The 24,419-nt window shown below is 57.1% G+C and carries 14 protein-coding genes and 4 pseudogenes; 13 read left to right on the top strand and 5 right to left on the bottom strand.

Annotation, left to right across the window (positions count from 1 at the left end; translation table 11 throughout):
• The first annotated feature begins 18 nt into the window (after positions 1-18).
• Positions 19-1,137 carry a glycosyltransferase family 4 protein gene (locus tag HV744_RS01010; RefSeq protein ID WP_175147708.1) on the top strand — a complete coding sequence of 373 codons (1,119 nt, stop codon included), beginning with the start codon at positions 19-21 and terminating at the stop codon, positions 1,135-1,137.
• A gap of 3 nt (positions 1,138-1,140) precedes the next feature.
• Complete coding sequence (locus HV744_RS01005; protein ID WP_175147707.1) at positions 1,141-2,592, top strand: hypothetical protein; 1,452 nt, start codon at positions 1,141-1,143, stop codon at positions 2,590-2,592.
• Between the two features lie 243 nt (positions 2,593-2,835).
• Here the strand turns inward: HV744_RS01005 and HV744_RS01000 are convergent, their stop codons facing one another.
• Positions 2,836-3,948, bottom strand: a complete 1,113-nt coding sequence (locus HV744_RS01000) for an IS110 family RNA-guided transposase (protein WP_175147706.1) — start codon at positions 3,946-3,948, stop codon at positions 2,836-2,838.
• Here HV744_RS01000 and HV744_RS38385 point away from each other — a divergent pair.
• The 5 genes and pseudogenes from HV744_RS38385 to HV744_RS00970 form a co-directional block, all read left to right on the top strand.
• A complete protein-coding gene (locus HV744_RS38385; RefSeq protein ID WP_425497648.1) occupies positions 3,911-4,456 on the top strand; it encodes a reverse transcriptase N-terminal domain-containing protein in 546 nt (181 codons plus the stop codon). The two genes, HV744_RS01000 and HV744_RS38385, sit on opposite strands and share 38 nt — an antisense overlap.
• An 86-nt stretch (positions 4,457-4,542) precedes the next feature.
• A pseudogene (locus HV744_RS00985) lies at positions 4,543-4,884 on the top strand (integrase); the annotation flags it as partial.
• Between the two features lie 532 nt (positions 4,885-5,416).
• Positions 5,417-8,122: a GMC oxidoreductase gene (locus tag HV744_RS00980; RefSeq protein WP_175147703.1), complete on the top strand. Its 2,706-nt coding sequence runs from the start codon at positions 5,417-5,419 to the stop codon at positions 8,120-8,122.
• Positions 8,123-8,357: 235 nt separating this feature from the next.
• Positions 8,358-8,797: pseudogene (locus HV744_RS00975) on the top strand (transposase); the annotation flags it as partial.
• A pseudogene (locus HV744_RS00970) lies at positions 8,798-9,766 on the top strand (hypothetical protein); the annotation flags it as partial.
• A gap of 146 nt (positions 9,767-9,912) precedes the next feature.
• Here HV744_RS00970 and HV744_RS00965 read toward each other — a convergent pair.
• Entirely contained in the window at positions 9,913-10,917 is a 1,005-nt protein-coding gene (locus HV744_RS00965) for an ATP-grasp fold amidoligase family protein (protein WP_175147702.1), read from the bottom strand.
• A 46-nt stretch (positions 10,918-10,963) separates the two neighbouring features.
• A complete protein-coding gene (locus HV744_RS00960; RefSeq protein WP_175147885.1) occupies positions 10,964-11,926 on the bottom strand; it encodes a helix-turn-helix domain-containing protein in 963 nt (320 codons plus the stop codon).
• Positions 11,927-13,179: 1,253 nt separating this feature from the next.
• Between HV744_RS00960 and HV744_RS00955 the strand changes: the two genes are divergently transcribed.
• From HV744_RS00955 to HV744_RS00930, 6 genes and pseudogenes are all read left to right on the top strand, one after another.
• The gene (locus tag HV744_RS00955; protein ID WP_246278904.1) at positions 13,180-15,522 is read left to right on the top strand and encodes a polysaccharide biosynthesis tyrosine autokinase; all 2,343 of its coding nucleotides are present in this window, start codon (positions 13,180-13,182) and stop codon (positions 15,520-15,522) included.
• Positions 15,523-15,584: 62 nt separating this feature from the next.
• On the top strand, positions 15,585-16,700 hold the full coding sequence (locus HV744_RS00950) for a glycosyltransferase family 4 protein (protein ID WP_175147700.1): 1,116 nt from the start codon (positions 15,585-15,587) through the stop codon (positions 16,698-16,700).
• 21 nt (positions 16,701-16,721) lie between these two features.
• A pseudogene (locus HV744_RS00945) lies at positions 16,722-18,159 on the top strand (hypothetical protein).
• Positions 18,160-18,281: 122 nt separating this feature from the next.
• Positions 18,282-19,292, top strand: coding sequence for a glycosyltransferase family 2 protein (locus HV744_RS00940; protein WP_175147699.1), 1,011 nt, complete (start codon positions 18,282-18,284; stop codon positions 19,290-19,292).
• Positions 19,293-19,320: 28 nt separating this feature from the next.
• Positions 19,321-20,637, top strand: a complete 1,317-nt coding sequence (locus tag HV744_RS00935) for a lipopolysaccharide biosynthesis protein (RefSeq protein WP_175147698.1) — start codon at positions 19,321-19,323, stop codon at positions 20,635-20,637.
• 53 nt (positions 20,638-20,690) lie between these two features.
• Positions 20,691-21,881 carry a glycosyltransferase family 4 protein gene (locus tag HV744_RS00930; protein ID WP_175147697.1) on the top strand — a complete coding sequence of 397 codons (1,191 nt, stop codon included), beginning with the start codon at positions 20,691-20,693 and terminating at the stop codon, positions 21,879-21,881.
• On the opposite strand, the gene HV744_RS00925 is transcribed toward HV744_RS00930, so the two are convergent.
• Together HV744_RS00925 and HV744_RS00920 are read right to left on the bottom strand one after the other, a co-directional pair.
• The gene (locus HV744_RS00925) at positions 21,857-22,492 is read right to left on the bottom strand and encodes a phosphatase PAP2 family protein (protein WP_175147696.1); all 636 of its coding nucleotides are present in this window, start codon (positions 22,490-22,492) and stop codon (positions 21,857-21,859) included. The genes HV744_RS00930 and HV744_RS00925 overlap by 25 nt on opposite strands.
• An 87-nt stretch (positions 22,493-22,579) precedes the next feature.
• Complete coding sequence (locus HV744_RS00920) at positions 22,580-23,827, bottom strand: O-antigen ligase family protein (protein WP_175147695.1); 1,248 nt, start codon at positions 23,825-23,827, stop codon at positions 22,580-22,582.
• Positions 23,828-24,419: the final 592 nt, after the last annotated feature.

Below are 24,419 nucleotides of genomic sequence, written 5' to 3'. Positions count from 1 at the left end.
TCAAAGGACGGAGAACCCATGGCCTTTGCAATAAGCGGCAAGTTCACCTGGCAGCCCATGGCGGGTGTTCAGCGAGTTGCGTACGAGCTGACCAGAGCAATGCAGATGCGCGCCACGCCCGGTGAAGAACTGGAGATTTTCGTGCCGCGCAATGCTATCGAGCCCGGTGCGTCGCTGAAACGTCAGCGGCAATTCTCCTGGCTGCGCGGCACGCTTTGGGAGCAGATCACGCTTCCTTTTGCTGCGCGCGGAAGAACGCTGTTGAGTCTGTGCAACACGAATCCGACTATCAAGCGCCGTCACGTGGTCATGGTTCACGACATGGCTGTCTACGACGTTCCGCAGGGCTTTTCGAAGGAGTTTCGACTCTGGTATCGCATCATTTTTTCGATGTTTCCAAAGTCCAATCCGACGATCCTGACGGTCTCCGAGTATTCAAAACAATGGATCTGCCATCACCTGAACGTGGACGAATCGCGTGTCGAGGTCGTGCCGCCCGGCGCGGATCATCTGGATCGCGTCGTCGCTGATCCGGGCATCACGCAGCGTCTCGGACTGACGAAAGACGCTTACTGCGTGATCGTTGGCAGCCTCCACCCGAGAAAGAACCTGCAACGTGTGTTGGAAGCGATCACTCAACTCCAGCACCTTACGAATATCAGGTTTGTCGTGGTGGGCAGGAAGAACTCCCGCATCTTCAACGATGGCCTCGTTTCGCAATTCGCGGATTCGAAGCAGGTCAAGTGGAGCGGATTCGTTAGCGATGGCGATCAGAAAGCGCTCCACGAAAACGCGGGACGCCTCATTTTCCCGTCGCTATACGAAGGGTTCGGATTGCCACCGCTCGAAGCAATGTACTGCGGGTGTCCGGTCATCGCGTCGTCGCGAACGGCGATACCTGGAGTGTGCGCGGACGCAGCGTTGTATTGCGACGCCACGTCGGCCGCGGACATTGCGGAGAAGGTGTCGTGTCTCAGGACGGACGAAGGATTGCGCGAGCATTACCGGGCTAAAGGTGCTGCACGTGCCCGTGAATTCAAATGGGAGCGTTCTGTGCAAAGACTGCTGGACGACATCCTGTATGGGCGCTCGAGCGACCGCGTGACTGAGCTGGCGCCCAGCGCGTCGATGGTCTAGCCGATGTCGAGTAACGGGCCTTTGGAGAATCCCGGCCGACGGCGGGCATTGCAGACACTGACCGCTCTCGCGGCCGCCACGTTGCCGGCGGCGCACGCGAAGACAGCGCCTTCGGCCCAGGGCGCGCCTGCGGCACCGTTGTCTGGCGGCCGCAGGATTACGGAGTTGATTGGGACGAACGGATGGGCGGGATCGGCAAGCGATCTGGAAATGTGGCACGAAATGGGCATCACCTGGGGACGAGATGCGGTCGGCCCCGGTCAGTTGAACGTGCGCTCGGACAGCATGCTTGTGAACAAGACCGGTGTGGCATACGACATGGATCTGCCGCCCGTTGTGATCCGGAATAACCGGAATGGAATCGGTTCGCTGCTTCTACTGGCCTATACACCGTCGTGGAACGCGAGCTTGCCAGGTGATTCGAAATCGGCTCCGGTGAATGTGGATGTTTGGAAGCGCTACGTGGATGCGGTGGTGCGCAAGTACTCTGCGCCGCCCTACAACCTGCGCTATTTCCAGATCTGGAACGAGGCGGCCGGCAGGTTGTCTGGTGGTGCGCCCCAGGCGTCGTTCTGGCATGGCCCTGGTTTTAACAGCGCCGATGAAAAGCATTCGCAGCCGTATCAGCGCGCCATGCAAGACTACGTCGAGCGGATTCACATTCCTGCTGCGCGAATCATCCGTCGTTACCACGCATACGTTGTTTATGGTGGCTGGCCGGATCAGGGTGGACTCGATACCTACACCAGGTGGCTCGAATGGCGCAGTCCTGCTTTCAACGCGCGCATGCTGGATTGGGTCGATTACCTGGATACGCACTACCTGAATGTGGCAGACCTGGACCCGCTGTATCAGCAGTATGTGAAGAACGGCCCGGCGCGCGGCATATGGCAGACGGAGATCGGCGACACGTACATGAACGATCCGCACTACCTGCCGCGCTATTTCTTCGATTTCGCGGTGTGGGCGCTGGATCGGAACTGGGATGACCCGGACAAGTATGTCTCGATGGTCTATCACTGGGATGGCTACGAACCATTCCGACTGACGCACCGTGGTCCGCCGGAGCGAACCTACAACGTGCCGGGAGAAAGTCTGATCGTGCTGCGCCAGACGGTCTTCGGATCGCTTGGAAGCTTTTCAAGGCCGTTGCAGTTCGGGCCGGGTGCAACCGGAAGTGCGTTGCGTTCGGACAATGACATCGTGTTTCAGGTGAATGCCGATCCGGGTTGGCGGACGGTGAGCGCTACTGGTGTGCCACCACCGTCGTCGGGCAAGGCGCAAGTCATGTTCATCGACGCGTTGACCGGCTTCGTGAGTCCGCGCGAAGAAGCGACGGTGTCGTGGAATGAACAAACCATGAGCGTGCGTTTCAAGGTACCGAGCCGTGTAAATGGTCAAAACAGTAAACCGCCCGGACATCTCGCTTATGTCGTCGTGCGGCCGCAAGCGTAGTGGGTGGTAGTCAATGCAGTGGCCAGGCGATTCCGCCCGGCCTAACCTTTCAGATAGCGTCGAGATACCATGCACCACGTCACTGTCACCCAGCGATGCACGCTCGAATGATCCACCTCGAAACCGCCGTGCCTTGTCGCCAACCGGGACCTCGTCCCGCCGACGTTGCCGAAAGCGATCGCGCGCTTCTAGAAGCGACCTCTTAAGAAACACACTCCAAGCGTCTGATTGGGAATGAGTTTTTCAGACGGGTTGCGGTTGTTCTGTGGCGACGAGCTTCATGCCGAGCTTCTGGGCGCGTTGGGATAACTGCCGAAGAACACGTTCGCGGTAGCGCTCTTCGTAGTAGTCCTGCCCTTGATCGGTGTATTCCTCGCCCTTGGTGAGCATCGTGTAGATGAGTCGCGCGAGCTTGTGCGCGGCAGCGGTAATGGCCTTCGGTTTGTCCATGCGTGAACACATCCGCCTGAAGTACGCACCCAGTGCCGACTGGCTGGCGCGCAACGCCGTAGCGGCCATTCGCAGGGCCTGGGCCGCGCGGTTAGCGCAGCGCCTGGTCTTGCCACTCATCACTTTGCCTCCGGTTATCCGGGTGCCCGGGCACAGACCCAGCCAGCTCGCGAAGTGTGCCGCCGAGGGAAAACGTGACATGTCGACGCCAATCTCCGAGATGACAGCCAGCGCCGTCGTGACGTCAATGCCGTCAATGCGCGTGAGGTCCACGCCGCACATCCTGAACAACTGCGTGCGCAGGTCAAACTTCGGCCCGTTGCGTGTCCTGCCGCGCTGCTTGCCCCTGGCAGGTTCACCCTCATGAGTTTGCAGGCGTTGCAACTGTTGCTCGATCTCGCGGTCGCACTCGGCCAGTTGCGTACAGATGAAGTCGAACGCGTCCACCGCCTGCCTGAGCGCGAACAGGTGCTCGGCACGCCAGTTGCCTTGCAGGCTCTTCGCTATCTCCTCGACGCTGGCGCGGATACGTACATCCTTCATGCCCGCGAGCGCATGGCCATCCCGCTCGCCAGCCACAATCGCGCGCAGGATCTTCTGGCCCGTCACACCGACTACGTCGGAGATGACGTTAGCGAGCTGGACGTTCATCTGAGTCAGGGCCTTCTGCATATGCTGGACGTGGCGCGACTGGCTGCGCAACAGCATCCCGCGTTGGCGCCACGGCGAGCGCAGCACACACACCTGGTCGGCCGGGCGAAATGCCCCGCGCAGCAAACCGTACGTCATGAGCTGCTGGATCCATTGGCAATCCAGCACGTCGGACTTGCGCCCCGAGACGTTCTTGACGTGACGCGCATTGATCAGCATGACCGTGAAACCACGCGACTCCAGCAATTCGAACACGGGGTCGGGTAGCAGCGGCGCCTTGCTGCGCCACCGCCCCCTCGGAACGGAACGTGCGAGTTTCCCCGCATTCCGCTCAAGCCTTTCAAAGCCCCGTCACCGGAGCCGGTTTCACCACCGGGAATCGGCGACCACGCGCGGTCCTGTGACAGTCCGGGTGCAGCATCACCAGGCTGCGACTTGCGTCCGTGCCCCCGTCGGTCACTCGTTCCAGGTGGAAGAGACGCCACCCACTGGACTTCGTGATCATTTGACGGCAGACCGGACACGTCCGCTCCTGATTCAGCCACAACCGGATCAGTCGCATTCGCGTATCGTGAAGGCCGAACAGGCCGGCAGGCACGGGAGGGTGAAAGCCCTGCAGTGGTTGCTGATCCACTCGTTCAGCGGCAAGGCTCTCGCCGTCAAACGGGTGACTGGGAATCGTGGCAGGAAGACTCCGGGCGTGGATGGCGTCACATGGTCCACGCCAGGAGCGAAGCTCAAGGCACTCCCGTCTGCATTCTGACGGGTAGCAAATTACATGAGGCAACGACCCTCGCTCGGTAACAAAAAACCTGAGTCAGTGCGGCTCTCACTTTGATTGACGCGCCACAGGCGCTGCACGACGATTTCCTACATCACTGCCGCGCGGTTGGACTCACGGCTGCGGACTACCCATTCAACACGGCGGGACACGCGATTCGCTCCCTCTCACGTCACCTGACGGCGGAAATATTGCGCAGTTTCAGCTCGGCAGCGCACTCGGCGGGCGCATCACACCTCAAGGGCTTGCCCCGCCAGGACGACGAAGCTGCGACGCCTGAGGCGATCCACCCTTACCAGGTGGTGGAGTTCGACGGTCACAGGTTCGATATTCGGCTCAAGGTGGTCGTGCGCGATCCGCTTGGATTCGAACACGAATTCGAGATGGAACGCGTCTGGTTGCCAGTTGTCGCGGCAACGCAACTTAGGCGGTGATTTATCAGCCAATAGTTCACCACTTTGCGCCGCGTTCGACGCCGCTGATTTTTGCGCGTCTATCCTGTCTTCGGTACTACGGTAGGTCTAGCAGGTGATATTTCGTCGACAGCAGGAGCGTTGGCAAGATTCCCGCCAACCGGAGCACCGCGGCTCGTGCGGCTCGACAACACATCAGGTTGTAGCCCGACAAGCAGACATCGTTTCCCGCCACGGAAAAAGCTGATTCGTGACCAGATGATGACTAGGGACATAACTACATGTACGAATGCTGGTAGAGCAAAACCGCTGCTGCCTGTTTAGTCGTGCAAGAAACGTACTAGACCACTCAATTCACCACCGTATTTAGCAAAGTTATCGCGTGTAGCTATTCATTGTGAGTGGCTTTGCGCCCGTATGCTCCAGCTCCAAGGTGCGTACCCCGCCGCGACCGGACTCAGTCAGATTCGTCAGTCTTATTCCCGGCATTCGCAGCGATTTTCACTACGAGACAGAGGCGCTTTGAGAAATGACGCATTTTATCGATTTTGAGGCAGATATCGGCACCTCCATCGACGACACATCATTCGATCTCGTGATTGTAGGTGGCGGTGCCGCAGGATTAACAATTGTTCGCGAAATGTCCGGCTTGGGTCTGAAGATCCTCCTTCTGGAAAGCGGTGGTATTGAAGAAACCTCCAGGCATGAAGCGCTGAACGAGGTGGAAGCGCTGGGCTCCCTCGAGGGGGCTCATCTGCAACAGGCGCGTCAGGAATCGCACGCGTATCAATTGAAGTTCTGGAACTCGGAGACTCAGAAATTTGGCGTCCGTTGCCGTGTATTGGGGGGTTCCACGACCGCGTGGGCGGGCAAAGTGGCGCCATTCGATTCCGCGGATTTTGCGCAACGTGGGTGGATACCGCACTCCGGCTGGCCGATAGGTTCCGCAGCCATCGCACCCTACATCAACCGGGCGGCGGAACGGCTTGATCTGGGACCCATCATCACTGATCGCGAATTTTGGGTGGCTTCGAAACTGAAAGAGCCCTCTGAAGTTTCGCGGATGCAATACTTGTCCTCTTTCTTTTGGCAATTTGCCCGCTCTCGCCACAACATGACAGACGTCATGCGTTTTGGGCCCGACTTCAGGACAGAAGAGCATAAGGATGTGACGCTGCTTTTCAATGCCACGGCGTGCGCGGTAAAGACCGATGTCGACGGGGTTACGGGTGTGGAGATCACATCATCACTCTCGGGGCAAAGGCGTTGCATCATTAAATCGACCCATGTGACGCTTGCCGCCGGCGCGATAGAAAACGCTCGACTGCTTCTCATATCAAAGGATGGTGCGGGCAGGGCGTTAGGCAACGCCCATGATGTGGTCGGGCGCTATCTGACGGATCACCCCAGCATGTCTCTGGGCTCTTTCTCGCCAGACGGCCAGGAGCGTGCGGCTACGCTGCTGGGTTTTTTCGCTTTGCAGAAGAACTATCGAGCTTTTATGTATTCTCACGGGTTTGCTCTTCGACCTGAGATTCAGCAAGATAAATCTTTGCCGAACATGGCAGTTTATACAAATATCCGTATTTCGGAAAATGATCCGCTGGTGGCGTTGAAGCGATTGGCAAAAAAGCAAAGCCAGCACCCCGTGTCGGATATCGTGGCCGTTTTGAAAAGCTCGGGTCTGGTTTTGAGTTCCGTTGGTCGTAAGATATTGGGTAATCCAAAACTTCCTTACCGACTGCGCCGTATGATTGCAGATGCTGCAGTCCTGATTAGCGCCAATTTTGTCGCCCGGGATTACGCAGCCAAAGGCACGGGTCGAAAAATCGATCACATTACGTTAGACGTCATCTGCGAACAACCGCCTTTGCCTGAAAACCGTGTCACTCTTTCTGATCGGTGCGACCGCCTCGGGTTGCCCCTCGCACGTGTTGCCTGGGAGCCGGGTGATTTCCTGAAGCGATCGGTTCTGACGTTCGCGCAGCTTCTGGAACAAGACCTTCGCGCAGCGGACATCCGCGGGTTCACGCTTTGGCCGGAAATTGCTGCGGGCGATATGTCGAAAGTCATCCTGCACGACATGGCCCATACTGCGGGGACAACGCGCATGGGACGCGACCCTGCTACAAGCGTCGTGGATGATACGTGTCAGGTGCACGGCGTTCGCGGCCTTTACGTGGCAGGCGCCTCCGTTTTCCCCACGAGCGGCCATGCCAATCCGACGATGGTGATCATTGCGCTGGCGATTCGATTGGCTGACCATTTGAAATCAAGGCTTGCGGCGAAACGATTGGCCACGTTGGAAATGCCTGTTCGCACAAACGCTGCAGGTTCTTTGGTGCTGGTCACGGGGGCCACCGGCAATCTTGGGACAGAAATCGTCGAGAAGCTTATTGAGCAGGGCTATCGCGTCCGGGGCCAGTTCCACAGGAAGGTGCCGTCCGATCCGCGCGTCGAGTGGACCAAGGCGGATTTTGCAGATCCTGATCTGCCGGACGAGGCGCTCGACAAGCTCGTCGAAGGAGCTAAGGCAGTTATCCATCTGGCGGCGAGCCTGCCGGGCAGGCCGCATATACACACGACCAATGTCACCAATCTCGAACGCCTTGCACAGGCTTGTGTACGTGAGGGCGTAAGGTATTTCGGGCAGGCCAGCTCAATGGTGGTCTATGGATCACCCGCTTCCCGGCTCGTGAGCGAGAAAGCTCCGTTGATTGACGTGAATCTGCCGATCGAGAAACAGTATTTTGCAGCGACTGAGATGCGGGAATACGCACGGAGCAAAAGGGAGGGGGAAGACATACTTGCGAAATATGCCGACAAGATGCACGTCGATCTGTATCGGATCGCCTTGGTGCAAAAGTCTGGATATCTTGAGGAGTCGCTGACCTGGAGCCGCAAGAAGCGGTTTTTCGTTCTCTATCGCAACAGTCACTATATTTCTACCAGTAATGCTGCGAAGGCAATCGCGCATTTGCTACGGGTTTCGTCCGAAAGCGCGCAAACCACTGGAGTCGAAGCGTTTAACGTCGCAGACACGAACTCCCTCACTTACAAGGACGTCTATCTACGCGCGGGCCACAAGCTCGCCGTTCACCTGCCATTGTTGCTGGACATTCTGAAGTGCCTCGCAATCGGAAAGTCCTTTCGGAAACGCTACCCGATGGGTTTTTTCCGGCTCGACAACAGCAAGCTGCGGTCAACAGGGTTCGTTCTCGACCGTGACAACTAGGGCTAGCCTGGGTATCTCTCCACCGCTGTCGTGCTATGCAGGTGTGTAGAGCAGGGCGTTGTGTAAGTGCCGGGTCGGTGGTGGCAGGTGCCTCATCGAGTTCGGGGGGCAACGCATGCGTAAAGTGAATAGAAAACGCACGTGTCGCTCTAATGCGGGGTCTGTCAACATCTTCGGAGCCTGTCAGATTTCTTGTGTGCCGAGGTCATGAGACGATACGGAAAGTAACGCCCCCATGACCGACATAACGAGCATGACCAAGAAGAGCAAGAACCAGAAGGCGCCAAAGCTTTTTCCGGATGAACTGATCGATCAACTGCTGGCCCAGGTGCAGAGCAAGGACGCCGAGGCGATTCTCGGCGAGTCGGGCCTGGCTGGCCAACTCAAGAAGCGGCTCGCCGAGCGGATGCTGGCGGCAGAGCTGCGCATCACCTGGAGACGGAGGCCGGGCAAGGCAAGAGCGGCAATCACCGCAACGGCAACACTGCCAAGACGGTCATCACGCCCAATGGCGAACTGGAGCTGGATATTCCGCGCGACCGGCAGGCGACGTTCGAGCCGCAACTGTTCGGCAAGTATGAACGCCGGCTGCCGGGGTTCGACGACCACGTCATCAGCATGTACGCGCGCGGCATGAGCGTACCCGAGATCCAGGGCCACCTGGTGGAACTGTACCAACGGTTGCCCTGCAGCGATCCGCGCATCGCCGCCGCTCCTGCCGCGGGTACCTTTTTCGGTATGAACGGGCACTTCGACTACACGTACACGCCTACGCAGCTCGTCTCGATCCTGAGGGGTATAGGTTGTACGAGCTATCGCGTCGGCTGCACGGACGACCCGAATCAGATCAGCGCTGTCGTCAAACTGGCACAAGCTTTCCAGTCGGCCGGACTCACTCTGCTTTTACTGATCAATCAAGGCGTTCACGACAGCAACGGTAACGTCTTCGCCGGTGAGTCGCCGGCTTACGACCGCGCTTTCGCGTGTACCAGGACGATTGTAACCGCACTGAAACCGTATGGGGTGACCATCTACGAATGCGGAAATGAGGTGACGCGGCTAAACGCTACGATCTTGCACTTCACCAACGAAGGGACAAAAGCCGTCGATTTCAACAATGCGAACTGGCCCGCAATGCGCGGTGCCATGCGCGGCATGATTGACGGCGTGAAATCGATTCAGCCTTCCGCGAAGTGCGGTATCGACTTCTGCGTTGCGGATATTGACGCGGCTGACGCTGTGGGACGGCATGCACCTGACGGTAGCGGTGGCTATATGAGGGTGCGCTGGGACATCACGACCTGGCACACTTACGAAGTGTACGGAGAAATTTTCAACATCGGGTCCCACGGTTCAGGTCCCGGCTTTGATCTGCCGACGTATTGCAAGGCCCGATACGGCGTGCCCTTCATCATCACGGAATGGAACACGGGTCCGGAGCGAACCGAGGCCTACCGGGCAAATTACATCACCGGGAGATTGGGTGCGTTCTATCAGGCGAGAAAGACTCACAATATCCAGTCGGTGATGTACTACGTGCTCGATAGCGGCGACAATACCTACGGCATTATGATCAACGATGTCGCGGTGAGCCAGCCGTACAGTGCATTTACGAGCTTCACTGCGAGCCACCAGGACAACTAACCCGGTGAGCGTTCGTATGTGAAGATAGGGCTGATCTCCCTTTGCTTCGCAGAGAAAGACCAGGTTTCTCTGTCAAGACTTGCAACTCAAAACTCCGCGAGTTCAAGCGGGGCGTAGCATGAAGCGCTTTCCTGACCTACGCGTATTCACGCGAGCAGTTTCCCCCACTCATAGTCAATGCGGTCAGGTGTAAAAGGCAATACACCAGCGCCGGGCGTGAATGTCAACTCGCCAAAATATACCTCGTTATCAGGTGCGTATAAGTCCACACGGACATAATCGAAGTCTTCGCATAGGGTAACCGCAGCGTCCAACACTGATTCCAGGTTCTGTGGACGAGGGGCGGGCGTCGCGCTACGTTTGTAGTAGCCGATGGCTACATCGAGATGATTCCAGTCGACGTCGTAAACGTCGCCATGCGTCGCGCTCCCGAACCTGTCAGAGATCACCAGTATGTAGATGACCGGCCGTCCCGGTCGACCATTGAAACAATGCAACTTGTAGTCCGCGGGTATCTGGCCAGATTGGTCCAGAAGCAGATGCTCAAAAAAGATGCGCGGCTTGATTTTCCGGTAATGCCTCTCTCGTGCAATGCTGTAAAAGTCGGTAGATAACCATTGCGCGGCAAGACGCTGCAATTCTTCGAACGACGTCTCCGACTTGTTTCTAACCACTTCGACGAAGCTGCTGCCGTGATTGGCTTTCATCACGAAGGAATTGGGGAGAGTATCGAAGACCTCGCGCGTGAACGCGTCCGGTGCCGCGACTAGCGGTATCAGATGCTTCTCTCCCAGCTTCGCAGCGATATATTCCCGAACTGTAAGTTTATCGGTCAAGTCGATGTAGCGAGGGTCCGGATTCAAGCTTCGTTGCAGGATCTTTTCGTTGAAGGTGGCAGGGCAAATCAGGTTGGGATAGCGGCCAATGAGTCTATGATGCAACAGGCTCAGAAATATTGAATCTGGTAGCATGGACTTCGCTGCTTCCTTGATTCTTCTGACGATAGACGCAGACTGCTGCGCCGACCGATGTAAGTCTGGCTGTGAGGGTGTTACATCGTTGGACGCACTGTCTTCAGAGAAGTCGTCCTTGTCCTTTAGGCCGGCGGCGCCAGCTTCCTGGTCGATCTGTACGGACTTGGTAGTCGTCATGTATCAATCTATATCACTAGTGGCATTTACTGTTTTATTCGATGAGTCAAGGGGTTTCTCGCAACATCTCTCTTGCGGTATTCCAGCCCTCGTCAGGCGTCGTGCCCCGCTCTTCGGATTCGAATACATGCTGCTGCACGCGGAACTGCGTGGGTGCCATGCCGTATCGCTCTTTGAACAGGCGCCCCAGGCGATTGCCGTCGCCCATCCCGCACCGCCTTGCAATTTTGTCGACGGGTAAATCGGTATTCCTTAGCATTGCGCATACGACCTCAAAGCGCGTGCGCAGTAGGTATTCCAGTGGTGTCATATCAAACTCGCATTTGAAGCGACGTTGAAAATTGCGCTTGCTCATTGCAGCGGATTCCGCTGCCTGGGCGACCGAGATCGGCTTGCTGTAGTTTTCTCTGATCCAGCGCGCTGACTCGCGGATTTTCTCGGTCGTCGTGGTGATGCTTGCATCGTCCAGCTCGGGCTTGTTCTGCTCGATGTAATTTGTTTGTAGCACGCGCGCGATCTTTCGAGCGGTGTCCGAACTCAGGTCGCGCTCGATCCGCGCAAGTGCCAGGCCGGTGGGCGTCACGCTGCTCGTCCGCGTGGTATCGGGTCCGTCATCAAAGAGAAAGATCGGCACTGTTGATTGCAATGGGTTCCTGCAAACGACGGCTAGATTCGCTCCTTGCTGAACACCGAATGATGCAATGGAACCTTGGCGTGAGATCCATGAAAGAAAGCGATCATTCGATTCCACGGTTTCCGTAGCGTCGCGGCAAGCCACGAAGAACGCGTGGAAGTCGGCCAGGCTGTATCGCTCAAGGCTTTGTGTCCAGATCGAGATGCTGGATGAGCTGGTCACCAAACCTCCTTCATCTGACAGCACTGAAAGCCGATAAGGAGGTTCGTCTCCCCCGGCCTTTTCAAACTCGTTGGCAAGACGGAAGGCGTCTCCGATCGCTCCCGCGGTCGCAATGGAGCATTCCTGAAAAACCAAAAGACCAATGTGTCTCATAGCTTTCGGTCCATCCTGACGCCCATTGATGCACGACGTAAGAAAATCGCTTGAGGTCATCACGCTTAGTTCTCCAAACAGGCGAGTCACTATCTACATAGCATAGCGAGAGTACCGTACCCAAATGTGCAGAGCGAACTTGGCCGGTATTCAAGGGTGTTTTGGCGTAATTGTCATGATGGGAGAAATTCTTACCTCGTAATTTGAGAAAAGGCGTTCTCATATAATTCAACTCAGAAACTTTCTCCGTAGCTGATGCGCAGGTCGGCGGCCCATAAGACGTTCGTGATGGCGGCTGACGTGCTTGCGTGACAAGGGTTCCAGCCGGCAAGACCGCTTTAAACAGTTGTTTGCTCATAGTGAACTGTCACTAAGGTTTCGCTACAGTCCATGGCCCATCCTGTATAAGTCTGTTACATCGCTTGCAGATAGCAACAATGCTTTCTACCGCCGCCGCATTTGTAATGCGCTCCACGTAATCGGCCATTAACACCCGAATTTATGCCCAAGGCGATTTGGTGCATTCTTTGGGAGCTATTCTTCGCCGCAACATGCATAGAGAAATTGCAGATCGCATTGGTCGATTTTTTAATTCGCATGATGATTAATCTGCTTTAACGCGCCCTCACCTTGCTATGGCAAGAGCATGTCCAATTACCGTTTTCCGGGCCGTGGAACGCCTGGTCAGGGTTGACACGCGACGCGAATAAGCAGGTGCGCGACCACACCAAGCCGTGTTTACCTGGTCGCGCCGGTCTTGCGCCGTCATATCGTGCTAGGCCTCTGTGGCAAGGCTTCCTCACGAACTTTCCGTATAACTGGTGGTCGACATCGTCGATACCGGGCAGGTTCATATGTCTCGCCCTATTTTTGGAGCAGGGGTGGACGCCTGTTCGTGACACCCAATGCGGTCCAGGTTACAGAGCTTATCTTTGATAATAGTTCGTAGTACGAATAGACAGGAGCTTTTGAATGTATAGAACTCGTCGTTCTATCGACTACGCAAACGAGGCGTTTCTGGTGAGGTCGGCTATTCCGCTGGTGATAAGCCATAGGCAGTGCCGCCGACTGTCGTTCACGCGGTCATGAGCGCGGTTCTCCGAGCCACGCTGGCCCAGCACATATAACTCCGAGGTGCCGCCGGCCAATACCGTACCCACATTGGCCGGCGGCGGTTCCAGATCGCGAACTGGTGGCGCAGCAGCGCTGTATCGAGTCATTACTCTGCCCATCGAACATGGAAGATGAAGCCGGTGGATTATTACCCTCTGAATTCGCTCTCTGGCGCTGCCAGCACCGAGCGTGGCCAACTCAGCGCGCGTGCGATGCTCACGCTGATGCGGGATCACATTTGGGAAATTGTGAGCACGACGGTCATTGTTATGACGTTGGCGGTGGCCTATCTACTCATTGCGACGCCGATCTACTCCGCCGACATCCTTGTGCGTGTGGACCCGCCGGAAGCGAATGCGCTCGGCCTCGCTCTACAGAATCAGGAAACCCTACCGCCGCCCGCGCCGTCCCCCGTCACTGAAATGGCCGTGATGCATAGCCGTTCAGTGCTCGAGCCGGTGATCGAGAAATATAGATTCGACGTGTCGGTGACGCCGCACAAGATTCCGCTACTGGGCGACATCGCGGAGAAATTCGCGACCCCGGGAGAGCCCGCAGCGCCTTGGCTTGGGTTGAAGTCTTTTGCATGGGGCGGAGAGCGCGTTCAGATCGGAGCCCTGGATGTACCAAAGGACCTCGAGGAAGAGAAGTTGACCCTGGTCGCCCTCGAAGGCGGCGCGTATGAATTGCGTGGCCCTTCTGATGAGCTTCTGATCAAGGGCATGGTGGGCAAACCCGCCACGGACAATGGAGTCTCCACGCTGGTTAAGGAACTGGATGCTCGGCCGGGTACGAAATTCAAGGTCGTCCGTTGGAATTCGGTCGATGCGGTCAAGCGTTTCGGGGATTTGGTGAAGGTCGGCGATAAGGTGAAGGACTCCGGCCTGCTTCAAATTGAATACGTGGATAAGAGTCCGGATAAGGCCACCGAAGTCGCCAATGCTCTGGGGCAACAGTACCTCGCCTCTGCGATCGCGAGCCGGCAGCTCAACGACACGAACACGCTCGCATTCATTAGCGGTGAGCTTCCTCGTTTGCTCGCGGATCTCAGGAAGTCCGAGGAAGCACTCAAGCGTTTCAGAGCGACGTCACAGTCCATGCAACCGACGAACGAGGCACAGGCCTACCTGCAGGGAGGCCTGGACCTCGATAGGCAGATCGCTACCCTGCAACTGCAACGCACGCAACTTCTCGAGCGCTACACGCCGGAAAGCCGCTGGGTGCAGAGCGTCGACAAGCAACTCACGCAATTGAAGGAAGCGAAGGGGCAATTCGACGGTCACTTTAATGGCATGCCGGCGTCCGAACGCGAGAGCGTCGATCTTCTCCGGGCTCAGAAGGTTGCGGAAACCATCTACCTCGGTATGGTCCAGAAGGCTGAGCAATTGCAAGTCCGGCGTGCCAGCACGACGGGCGGCGCACATATCGTCGACGCTGCGATCAGGCCTCATCGCCCAGTCAAGCCGCAGCCCGCACTCGTACTTTCGGGCGGCTTGGTCCTCGGTCTTGTCTCTGGCGTCGTGCTGGTCTTCATGCGCCGTCACGTGATGATCGGAGTGACGGACCCCACGTACGTGGAACGTCGAATGAGCGTGCCGGTATTCGGCGAGATCTTGTTCAGCCAGCAGCAGTTGTTGCTCGACCGCAACTCCGAGAGCGCGGGCCGGAAGCCGCTGCCAGGTGTGGGGGGGCGAACCACTCTGCCCTTCCAGCGAGGCGCAGCCGATATTCCATTGCGAGGCGGTGCTCCCGGAATGGGCATGCCAGCATCCCCGAATGCGGATGGCAGCAGAGTCCTTGCCGCACGTTTTCCGCATGACACATCGGTCGAAGCGCTTCGTAACGTACGCACAGCGGTGACGCGCGATCTTGCGCGCGCGCGCAATAACGTCCTGATGGTCATCGGGCCGACGCCTTCTGCGGGCAAGAGCTTTGTTGCGGCGAACCTGGCGATCCTGCATGCGGAGATCGGCTCGCGAGTCGTCTTGATAGACGCTGATATGCGTCGTGGCCACCTCGCGTCGTTTTTCAACCAGAGCAATCGTGGCGGTCTTTCGGAGGTGCTCTCGGAGCGGATGGCTTTGCGTAATGCGCTGCGGCCTACGAGCATCGATGGGTTCACGTTCCTGTCTTGCGGCGTGCGGCCTGAGAATCCAGCCGCATTGCTGATGAAACCAAGCTTTAAGGACGTATTGGAGCGGCTCGTCAACCAGTTCGACATGGTGATCATCGATACGCCGCCATTTCTCGCCGTCACCGACGCTTCCATCATCGCGAGTGAAGCCGGCGCGTCCTTGCTTGTCTTGCGTTCGGGAATGCAGAGCGAGGAGGAAATTTTCGACACGGTCAAGAAGATGGAACGGGCAGAGGGACGTATCGCGGGTGCAGTCTTCAATGGTATCCCGGTACGGCGAAGTACACGAAATTATGGCTACGCGACGAACTACGCCAGCGATTTAAGCGACCTTAACGCTACGAGTTGATGTCTTCGCTCGTAAGCGAGTTGCGAACAGAAGTTTCGTGACTTGGTTAAACGGAGAACCTGATGGCCTTTGCAATCAACGGAAAATTCACTTCGCAGCCCGTCACTGGTGTTCAAAGGGTGGCGTATGAACTAACGAGAGCAATGCAGATGCGCGCGGCGCCTGGTGACGAACTGGAAGTTTTCGTACCTGAAAATACGGTCGAGCCGGGTGCGCTGCTCAAGCGGCAGCGGCGCTTCCCGTGGCTGCGGGGCACGCTTTGGGAGCAGATTACGCTTCCCATTGCTGCGAGAGGCGTGACGCTGCTCAGTCTGTGCAATACCAATCCGATCTTCAAGCGCGGCCAGGTTGTGATGGTTCACGACATGGCGGTCTACGATATGCCGCAAGGATTCTCAAGGAAATTCCTGCTTTGGTATCGGATTTGCTTTGCAATGCTGCCGAGAATGAAGCCGATGATCTTGACGGTCTCGACATTCTCGAAGATGCGGATCTGCCATCACTTGAAGATCGATGAATCGCGCGTCACTGTCGTTTCCCCAGGCGCCGATCACCTGGATCGCGTCGTATCGAATCCAGCGGTAGTGAGACGCCTGGAGCTCGTGAAGGACGCGTACTGTGTCGTTGTCGGCAGCCTCGATCCGCGAAAGAACTTGCAACGCGTTCTGGAAGCTATCGATACGCTTGAACATCTCGCCGATGTCAAGTTCGTCATTGTGGGGGGCAAGAATGCACGGATATTCAGTAGTCGGCATGTTGAGAAAACGGTGCATTCGAAGCAGGTACTGTGGGCCGGATTCGTGTCAGATGGTGAGTTGAAAGCGCTGTATGAGAATGCCGCCTGCCTCGTTTTTCCCTCCTTATACGAAGGATTCGGACTGCCGCCCCTCGAAGCGATGTACTGCGGCTGCCCTGTAGTCGCTTCTTCGCGTACCTCAATACCGGAAGCGTGCGGAGATGCCGCCATGTACTGCGACGCGACCTCGGCAGACGATATCGCCGAGAAGATTTCCCGGATGATGAGCGACGCAGGGCTGCGGCAGCGTTACCGGACACTGGGTCTGATTCATGCGCGTGAGTTCAGCTGGGAGCGTTCGGCGCTGAAAGTGCTCGAGATTCTGTATGGCCAGACCGGCGATCGGCTGTCGGACCTGGCGCCCAGCGCGTCGGCGGGCTAGTGGATGTTCGTGGGCAGGCGAATGTACCGCGTCAAGAAGGGAGCCGGCAGGCGGCGGGCGTTGCGAACACTGGCCGCACTCGCCGGAGGGGCCATACCAATGGCGCGTGGGAAGACCTCGCTCACGCTAATGCCGGGGTCGCGCTCTCGGGAGGCTCGCGGCCGCCGGATCACAGATCTGATCGGCACCAATGGGTGGCCGGGATCGGCTGGTGATGTTCGGATGTGGCGCGCGATGGACATCAGCTGGGGACGTGGTTCGGTGGGACCCGGTCAACTAGATTCGCCGGGCGAATTGATGCGAGTGGACAAAACCGGCCCTAAGTTTGATAGCGACCTACCGTTGGTTTTGATCCGAAACGACCAGAATGGAATTGGGTCGCTCCTGCTGCTCGGTTATTCGCCGAGGTGGAATGCGAGCGTGCCGGGTGACTCCGGTTCAGCGCCCAACGATGTCGAGGCGTGGAAGCGATATGTCGACGCGGTAGTGCGCAAGTACTCTGCGCCGCCTTATAACCTGCGCTATTTTCAGATCTGGAACGAGGCCGCGGGCAAGTTGTCGGGTGGACTACTTCAAGCCACTTTTTGGCACGGACCGGACTTTAACGCGGACGAAAAGCGCTCAGGACCGTACGAGCGCGCGATGCAAGATTATGTCGAGCGAATTCACATCCCGGCGGGCCCGAATCATCCGCGGTTACCACGCGTATGTTGTCTACGGTGGATGCCCGGACCAAGGCGGGCTCTCCAACTTCAGGAAATGGCTGGAGTACAGGAGCCCGGTATTGAAGGAGCGGATGCTCGATTGGGTCGATTACCTTGACACGCATTACCTCGCCGTCGCCGATCTGGATCCGCTGTATCAGCAGCACGTGAGGAACGGTCCGGCGCGAGGCATCTGGCAAACGGAGATCGGCGACGCGTACATGAAGGATCCGCACCACTTGCCGGGTTATTTCTTCGACTTCGCCGTGTGGGCGCTCGACAGAAACTGGGACGATGCGGACAAGTATCTGTCTATGGTCTATCACTGGGACGGCTACGAACCGTTTCGTCTTACGCACCGCGGTCCGCGTGCCCGGACTTACAACGTATCGGGGCAAAGTCTGATCGTGCTTCGTCAGACTGTCGCTGGATCGCTGGCAAGCTTTTCGAAGCCGTTGCGGTTCGGTCCAGGTACCGCTCGAAGTGCATTGTTTTCGGGCAATGATGTGGTGCTCCAGGTGAGCGCGGATCCAGGCTGGCAAACCGTCACCGTGTCGGGGCTCAAGCCGGCGCGCACCGAACATGTTGAGTCTATCGACGCGCTGACCGGCGCGGCAAGTGCTCGCGACGATGTTGCTCTGACATGGGACGACGAGATGTTGAAGGTTCGATTCAAGGTGCCAAATCGAGTCAATGGTCCCGAGAACAATCCGCCCACGCAGCTCGCCTACATCGTGGTCCGTCCTTGCGCGTAGCGAAGCAGATGCAGGAAAGGTCATGCTCAATTCGTGTGAAGCTTCTTGCCTGTCGCGCGTGTCGTTAGTTTTGCGCTCAGTCGGAGTCCGACTCACCGAACCTTTAGATAGCCCCGAATACCATGAATCACGTCACTATTGTTATTTGCAACTACAACTACGAGCCCTATCTGGCCGCGGCGATCGACTCGGCGCTCGCGCAGGACTATCCAAAAACGGACGTAATTGTCATCGACGATGGTTCGACCGACGGCTCACGCGCGATCATCGAAAAGTACGGGGCACGCGTCTCACCGATTTTCAAGGAAAACGGCGGTCAGGTCTCCGCGTACAACCATGCAATCGAGATGCTTGAAACGGAATACGCGATATTCCTCGATTCCGATGACATCCTGTACCCGAACGCCGTATCCGAAGTGATGCAGCTCTTCGTAGACGGTGACTGGGCGAAGGTGCAGTTTCGCCTTGACGTCATGGACGGCACGGGAGCGCTCACTGGCGCTTATGTGCCCAACACCGAGACGCGTCCCGACTGTGGAAAATTATTGCTGCGCGGCTGGCTGTATCCGTCGCCGCCCGCGTCGGGTAACGCATATCGTGTGAGTGCGCTCAAGCAGATCTTCCCTGTTCCCGCGGCCGGCATCAACCGCTACGGCGCAGACTTCTACGCGATCTACGGCGCTGCTTTGACTGGCCCTGTTGCGTCCGTTTCGAAGTCGCTTGGTGCCTATCGCGTACATAACGCGGCTAGCTCGTCCGTGTCGTTCGCAAACTCGGAGCACATCACCAAAGCCCCACGAGCTTTCAGCATGCGATGGACGATATTGCGGACTATCGCAAAGTCCCGGCTCCAGGTGGAGCTTCCGCCAACGTTTCATGACTTTGGTCACGAGAAGGCTCGCTTCTGCTCAAGCGTCTATCGCGCGACGCTGCTCACACGCTGGCGCTGGATGATGCGAGATTCCAGCGGTTATTTGCATGCGATCGTCGCTAACCCTTTCTGGAGTCTCCAGAAGAAGCTCGGCGCGCTTGTGCTTTCCAGTTTGTGTCTTGTGCCGTATTCGCCACTGTCTGACTTTGTGGTGCGTTATATCGCCAACCCGCTTGCCCGCCGTCGCGTGGCTGGGCGCTGAAGTCCAGAACGCGCGTAAGGAGGGCAGTATGGATAGACGAGAGAACGCTAACGTTATTGCGTTTGTTTACGGTGGATATTTGATGAGGTACGTCTACCTCATCATCGTGGTGCCGTTTTACGGCAGGATACTCGGTGTAGCCGAATACGGTCGGGTGCTGGCGTCGATGTCACTCATGAACGTGATCTGGATGCTCGTAGGCTACGGATTCACCTTTGTCGGAATGCGCGAGGTATCGAAAGCGCAATCGGTTGCAGGATGCAACGCCATCTACTCGTTGCATGTCAGCGCGCGCCTCTTGCTGGGCGTGTTGGGCGGATGCATCGGCATCGCCGCCACGATGTGTTCGCCTGTATTGTCGGAGCGGCCCGTGATCGGTCTGCTGGCTACGCTGCTGGGGGTCGTCTCGGGGCTTAATCTCGGTTGGCTATTTCAGGGGCGTCAGCACTTTCGAACACCCATCATGATCGAGGTGTTCGGCTTCGCCCTGAGCCTTGTATTGGTTCTGAACCTCGTAAGAGGGCCCGAGGACTCCGTATGGGTGCTTGCGAGCCTGCTGGTTTCGGGTGTGGCGTCTTCAGTTATTTCCTATGGTCTTACAACTTTTCAGTTAGGGTGGCCGCGTCTCAAGCTGGCAGGCGTCGTTCCTCTGGTGCGAAGCTCGACGATGCTCTTCTGCTACTCGTCCGGCTCGGTCGTGCTCACCGCTTCGTCGACCTATCTCTTGACGCTATTGTCCACGCCCGCTCAAGTGGGCTACTTCGGCGCAGCGGAACGCTTCGCGACGATCGGGCTCGCCCTGATGGGGCCGGCGTCGCAGGTGTTTATCCCGACCATCTCGCGGCAACTCGCGCAGGGAGACAAGGACGGTGCGCAGGCGACGACCCGGCGAGGCGCCACCTTGCTGATGGGTTACGGACTACTGATTCTCTGTGGCGCGCTGACGCTGTCGCCTTTTATGCTGCCTTTGGTCCTGGGTGCCGCTTTCGAGCCGAGCGCTCGCGTGCTCCAGGTTTTCGCGTGGATGTTCCCGTTCGCGGCCTTTAACGAGTTCGTCGCCTTCTATGTGTTTGTGCCGAGAAGGAAGGATCGCCTACTTGCGATCGCGGGTGTCGTGTCGGGCGCGGCTAATCTTGCAGCCGCGCTCTACCTTGCGCCTCGATACGGTGCCATTGGGATGGCATCCGCCCGGGTGATTGGAGAGATAACGTTGGCGGCGATGCTAATGGGCATCATGATCCGCCTCGAGTTGATTTGCCTCGTGCCTGGAGCTGAGCGGGCGGTTGAAATGGTTCGCGTTGCATGCGGTGTCCGAGCTCAGGCACGCGCTGCGAAGGATGAGTGAATCAGATTGTTGAGCGGGAAGGATCTCGCGTCATAATCTCACAGGAGGTCGAAATGAAAGTCGCTATTGTTCACGATTGGTTGGTGGTTTCGGGTGGCGCAGAGAAGGTATTGAAAAATATCATAGAGTGTTTCCCGAAAGCGGACATCTTTTCAATTGTAGATTTTCTGGAAGATCGCGAATGCGTGAAGGGGAAACCAGTCAAGACCTCGTTTGTCCAGCGTATGCCTTTCGCTCGCAAGCGTTATCGTGCCTACTTACCGCTGATGCCAATCGCGATCGAGCAAGTCGACCTGTCTGGCTACGATCTCGTCATTTCCAGTTCGCACGCGGTCGCGAAAGGCGTGCTGACCGGACCGAACCAGATCCACGTCAGCTACGTTCATTCGCCCATTCGCTATGCATGGGACTTGCAGCATCAATATCTCAGGGAATCTCATCTGAACACTGGGCTTAAGTCCGTCTTGGCGCGCGTTCTACTTCACTACATTCGAGGCTGGGACTCGCGCTCGGCCAACGGAGTCGATCACCTTCTCGCGAATTCGAAGTTCATCGCCCGGCGGATCAAAAAAGCGTACCAACGTGAAGCAACCGTCATTTATCCGCCGGTCGATCTGGCGAACATGGCGATGTGCACGCAGAAGGACGAATTTTACGTGACCGCGTCGCGCATGGTGCCTTATAAGCGTATCGATCTGATCGTACGAGCGTTTTCGCAGACGCCGGAACGTCAACTCGTGGTGATTGGCGACGGCCCCGAGATGAAGAAGATCAAGTCCGTCGCCGGGGACAACGTGACTATCCTCGGTCATCAACCATTCGATGTTCTGGTCGATCATTTGCGGCGCGCTCGAGCATTTGTGTTTGCGGCTGAAGAAGACTTCGGCATCTCCGTGGTGGAGGCTCAGGCATGCGGCACGCCAGTCATCGCGTTCGGCAGAGGCGGCGCGTTAGAGTCGGTAGTTGGTCTGCCGCTTGAGCGACCCACTGGCGTTTTCTTTGGGGAGCAGACACCGGAATCTCTGCTGGCGGCGGTCAGCAGCTTTGAACACAACGCGAATCTGTTCGATCCCCGGCAATGTCGCAGAAACGCCGAACGTTTTTCGTCGGAAAACTTCAAGACGGCACTGACGAATTTCATCGACTCCCACCTTCCATACGAGGGCTTCGAGCAGTTTCTTCCCTATCGTGTCGGAGAACAACTGCCTGTCGATGAGCGTCATCTCGCTGACGTAGAGTCATGAGAATGGACGCGATGTCGCATCTGGCGGAGCAGGGCTGTGACGGACGGCGTATGGTTACGGATTCCCGGCGAATGCGCTTCAATGAGATGTTGAAGCGGCGCCTTGTGTCCATAGGTGAACGTCGAGACTAGCAGAAGACTGATGGTGGACCATGCAGGCCGGAAGCGCTCAAATTCGAGGTTAAGCGCGGTTCGCAAAAAAAACATGGCCACAAGTGCGCCCAACACGCAGCCGGAAATCACTTCCGACACTGAATGCGAGTGATCCATGACTCGGGAAATGCCGGTCAGTGCGCCGATCGCCATACCGGCGACGCTGCCTGCCAGCGGCGGTTGACGCCACCACTTCAACTGGAGGGTAATTGCTACCATCCATACCGACGTCGACAACATGGTGTGCCCGCTGATGACGCGGAAATCAATAGCCGGGAAAGATAGGCCCCACCCCGCATGGATAATCTTGGTTGCGCCAACTATGGCGATTCCGGCGACGAGCGCGCCGATTAACCGGGATGCGAGACGGACATCGAATAGCGCCAGCCAAGCTGCGCAGATAGCTGCAACGGGCAACGTCATTGCGGCGTCGCCTATGTTGGTGAACACGGTCCACATAGGATTCTCTCTTCTTCGTTTTCGCTACCACGCGGACACAAAAAATCTTTCGCGGTAGACCGGTTTGGCGCGCGCGCCGGCGCTCTCTCAGGAATGCGCGCGGCCGCTTGACTCCTGAGGACGCTGTTCGGAGGTGATGGCGTTGACCGACCTCGATGCCAGCAACAGGGAAATGACGAGTGTAAGGATCAGAACATTCGATGGCGAAACCAGCCGATGTTCGGTTGCAGCCATAACAAGCAGGCAAATAGACGAGATCTCAACAAATCTGTAGGCGGCGAAGTTCTGTCCACCTCCAATCAGCGCGGCAACCGCTGCGCCCTGTTTGCTCCAGTCAATCAATTTCCAGAAAAAGTTCAGCATTAGAGCGAGGCCAACTATGCCGAGTTCCGCAAGGAAGTTCAGATAGGAGTTGTGGGCGTGAGAGTCGCTATGTTCGATGATCAGGTCGGACGGTACGCCCAGCAGATGAAAGTAAGAGACTACGCTGCCGATATGGTCGTCGAATGAACCGAAACCGAGGCCGACGATCGGGCTCTGCTCGAAGTAAGCGAGAGCCCGCGGCCATAGCCATTCGTAGCGAATGTCCAGGTTGGCGACTTTCGCATCCTGATTGTGAATGGAGAAGGCGTAGCTCATATAGTCGACCGTCGGGTCCGTGTGATAGATCGCCATTGCGATGGAGCCCGTCAAGAGGCCAGCTATCAAGGTGGCCAGAATCCAGCGTTTACGGCCGAAGTAGAGGTACGGAAATATTGCAATGGCACCCAGCAACGAGCCCCTGCTATAGGTCGAGAAAAGCATCAGCGCATTGCTGGCGAGCAGGACAAGAAGCAGGTTGCTTCGCTTCTGCAGGTAGCACGCCACCCCCAGACAGAACAGCATGGCAAAGAACCCGCCAGCCGCATTGCGCGCGATGAAGTAACTGCCGAAACTGTCGTCGGGATGCCTGAAGATGCTCAGCAAGCCGGTTTCAAGAACGTAGTAAGCATAGGGCGGCAGGTTGATTATCACCGCGAACACGAAGAACGTGCGAAGTACTTTGCTCAGGTCCCAGCGGTGCGTGTACAGACAACCGGCGAAAATAGGAGCGTACGAAATGAAGAAATTGCCGTCGCGCCGGTAGAAATCGAATTCAGTGAACGAACGGGGGTCGTAGTGCAGCGTTGAGACCACTAAGAGAAGCGTGAATGCCGTGAGCGGCGCGATAAACGCCGGGTAACGTCTGCCGAAAAAACGCCATGAACAAAGGACGATCGGAACGAACCCGACGGCGCTCACGGGTACCAGATTGGTGACGGTCAGAAATAGTGCAAGTAACGAAATGTAAGCCATTGCGACTCCAAAAAAACGAATGGCGCACAGTTGCTGAAGGCCAGTCCGTGCCCTGAAAAAAATAGACATGAAATCGGACGTAAAGGGCCGGCGTGGTACCGGCAATGGACAATGTCGGTGTCCTACCTTTGAGACCGAAGCATCAGCTTGTTGGCATAAACGGTACCACGTGTAGGAGCTGATTTCCACGCTACCCGTCCCCTTCAATCCAGAAATCCATGGCCTATCCAATGCGGTCGAGAGACAGGTCCGACGAGCAGGGACAAAACCTCAACTGTTCGCGCCAGAAATGCTGTGCTGCAGCGTAACCTGACTATGATGAACCATATCGAGTACTGCGCTGGCTGCACCTGCTTGTGGGCATAACGTCGATGCGTGTCGTTCCTGTTGCACGCCAGGCAGTTACGGTCTGGCCACGATGGTACGCATGCTTCCCGGTCGAGCCGGACTTTCGGCTAATGCGTGCATCCTCTTGTCGCCGCGAACTCAAAGGCTGGCTCTGTCCGCTGTTATGGACGTCCGTCATTGTTCACACAGGTAGCCATCGGCGCGCTTACCAGCGCAAAGAGTTGTTTGCATAACTGAACATGAT

Source organism: Paraburkholderia ultramafica (assembly GCF_902859915.1).
GTDB classification, from domain to species: Bacteria; Pseudomonadota; Gammaproteobacteria; order Burkholderiales; family Burkholderiaceae; genus Paraburkholderia; species Paraburkholderia ultramafica.
This window is presented reverse-complemented; position numbering and strand designations above follow the sequence as displayed.

What these genes read in the sequence shown, in the direction of transcription:
- HV744_RS01010 (WP_175147708.1), top strand. Translation starts at nt 19, where the DNA reads ATGGCCTTTGCAATAAGCGGCAAGTTCACCTGGCAGCCCATGGCGGGT.
- HV744_RS01005 (WP_175147707.1), top strand. Translation starts at nt 1,141, where the DNA reads ATGTCGAGTAACGGGCCTTTGGAGAATCCCGGCCGACGGCGGGCATTG.
- HV744_RS38385 (WP_425497648.1), top strand. Translation starts at nt 3,911, where the DNA reads ATGACCGTGAAACCACGCGACTCCAGCAATTCGAACACGGGGTCGGGT.
- HV744_RS00980 (WP_175147703.1), top strand. Translation starts at nt 5,417, where the DNA reads ATGACGCATTTTATCGATTTTGAGGCAGATATCGGCACCTCCATCGAC.
- HV744_RS00965 (WP_175147702.1), bottom strand. Translation starts at nt 10,917, where the DNA reads ATGACGACTACCAAGTCCGTACAGATCGACCAGGAAGCTGGCGCCGCC.
- HV744_RS00960 (WP_175147885.1), bottom strand. Translation starts at nt 11,926, where the DNA reads ATGAGACACATTGGTCTTTTGGTTTTTCAGGAATGCTCCATTGCGACC.
- HV744_RS00950 (WP_175147700.1), top strand. Translation starts at nt 15,585, where the DNA reads ATGGCCTTTGCAATCAACGGAAAATTCACTTCGCAGCCCGTCACTGGT.
- HV744_RS00940 (WP_175147699.1), top strand. Translation starts at nt 18,282, where the DNA reads ATGAATCACGTCACTATTGTTATTTGCAACTACAACTACGAGCCCTAT.
- HV744_RS00935 (WP_175147698.1), top strand. Translation starts at nt 19,321, where the DNA reads ATGGATAGACGAGAGAACGCTAACGTTATTGCGTTTGTTTACGGTGGA.
- HV744_RS00930 (WP_175147697.1), top strand. Translation starts at nt 20,691, where the DNA reads ATGAAAGTCGCTATTGTTCACGATTGGTTGGTGGTTTCGGGTGGCGCA.
- HV744_RS00925 (WP_175147696.1), bottom strand. Translation starts at nt 22,492, where the DNA reads ATGTGGACCGTGTTCACCAACATAGGCGACGCCGCAATGACGTTGCCC.
- HV744_RS00920 (WP_175147695.1), bottom strand. Translation starts at nt 23,827, where the DNA reads ATGGCTTACATTTCGTTACTTGCACTATTTCTGACCGTCACCAATCTG.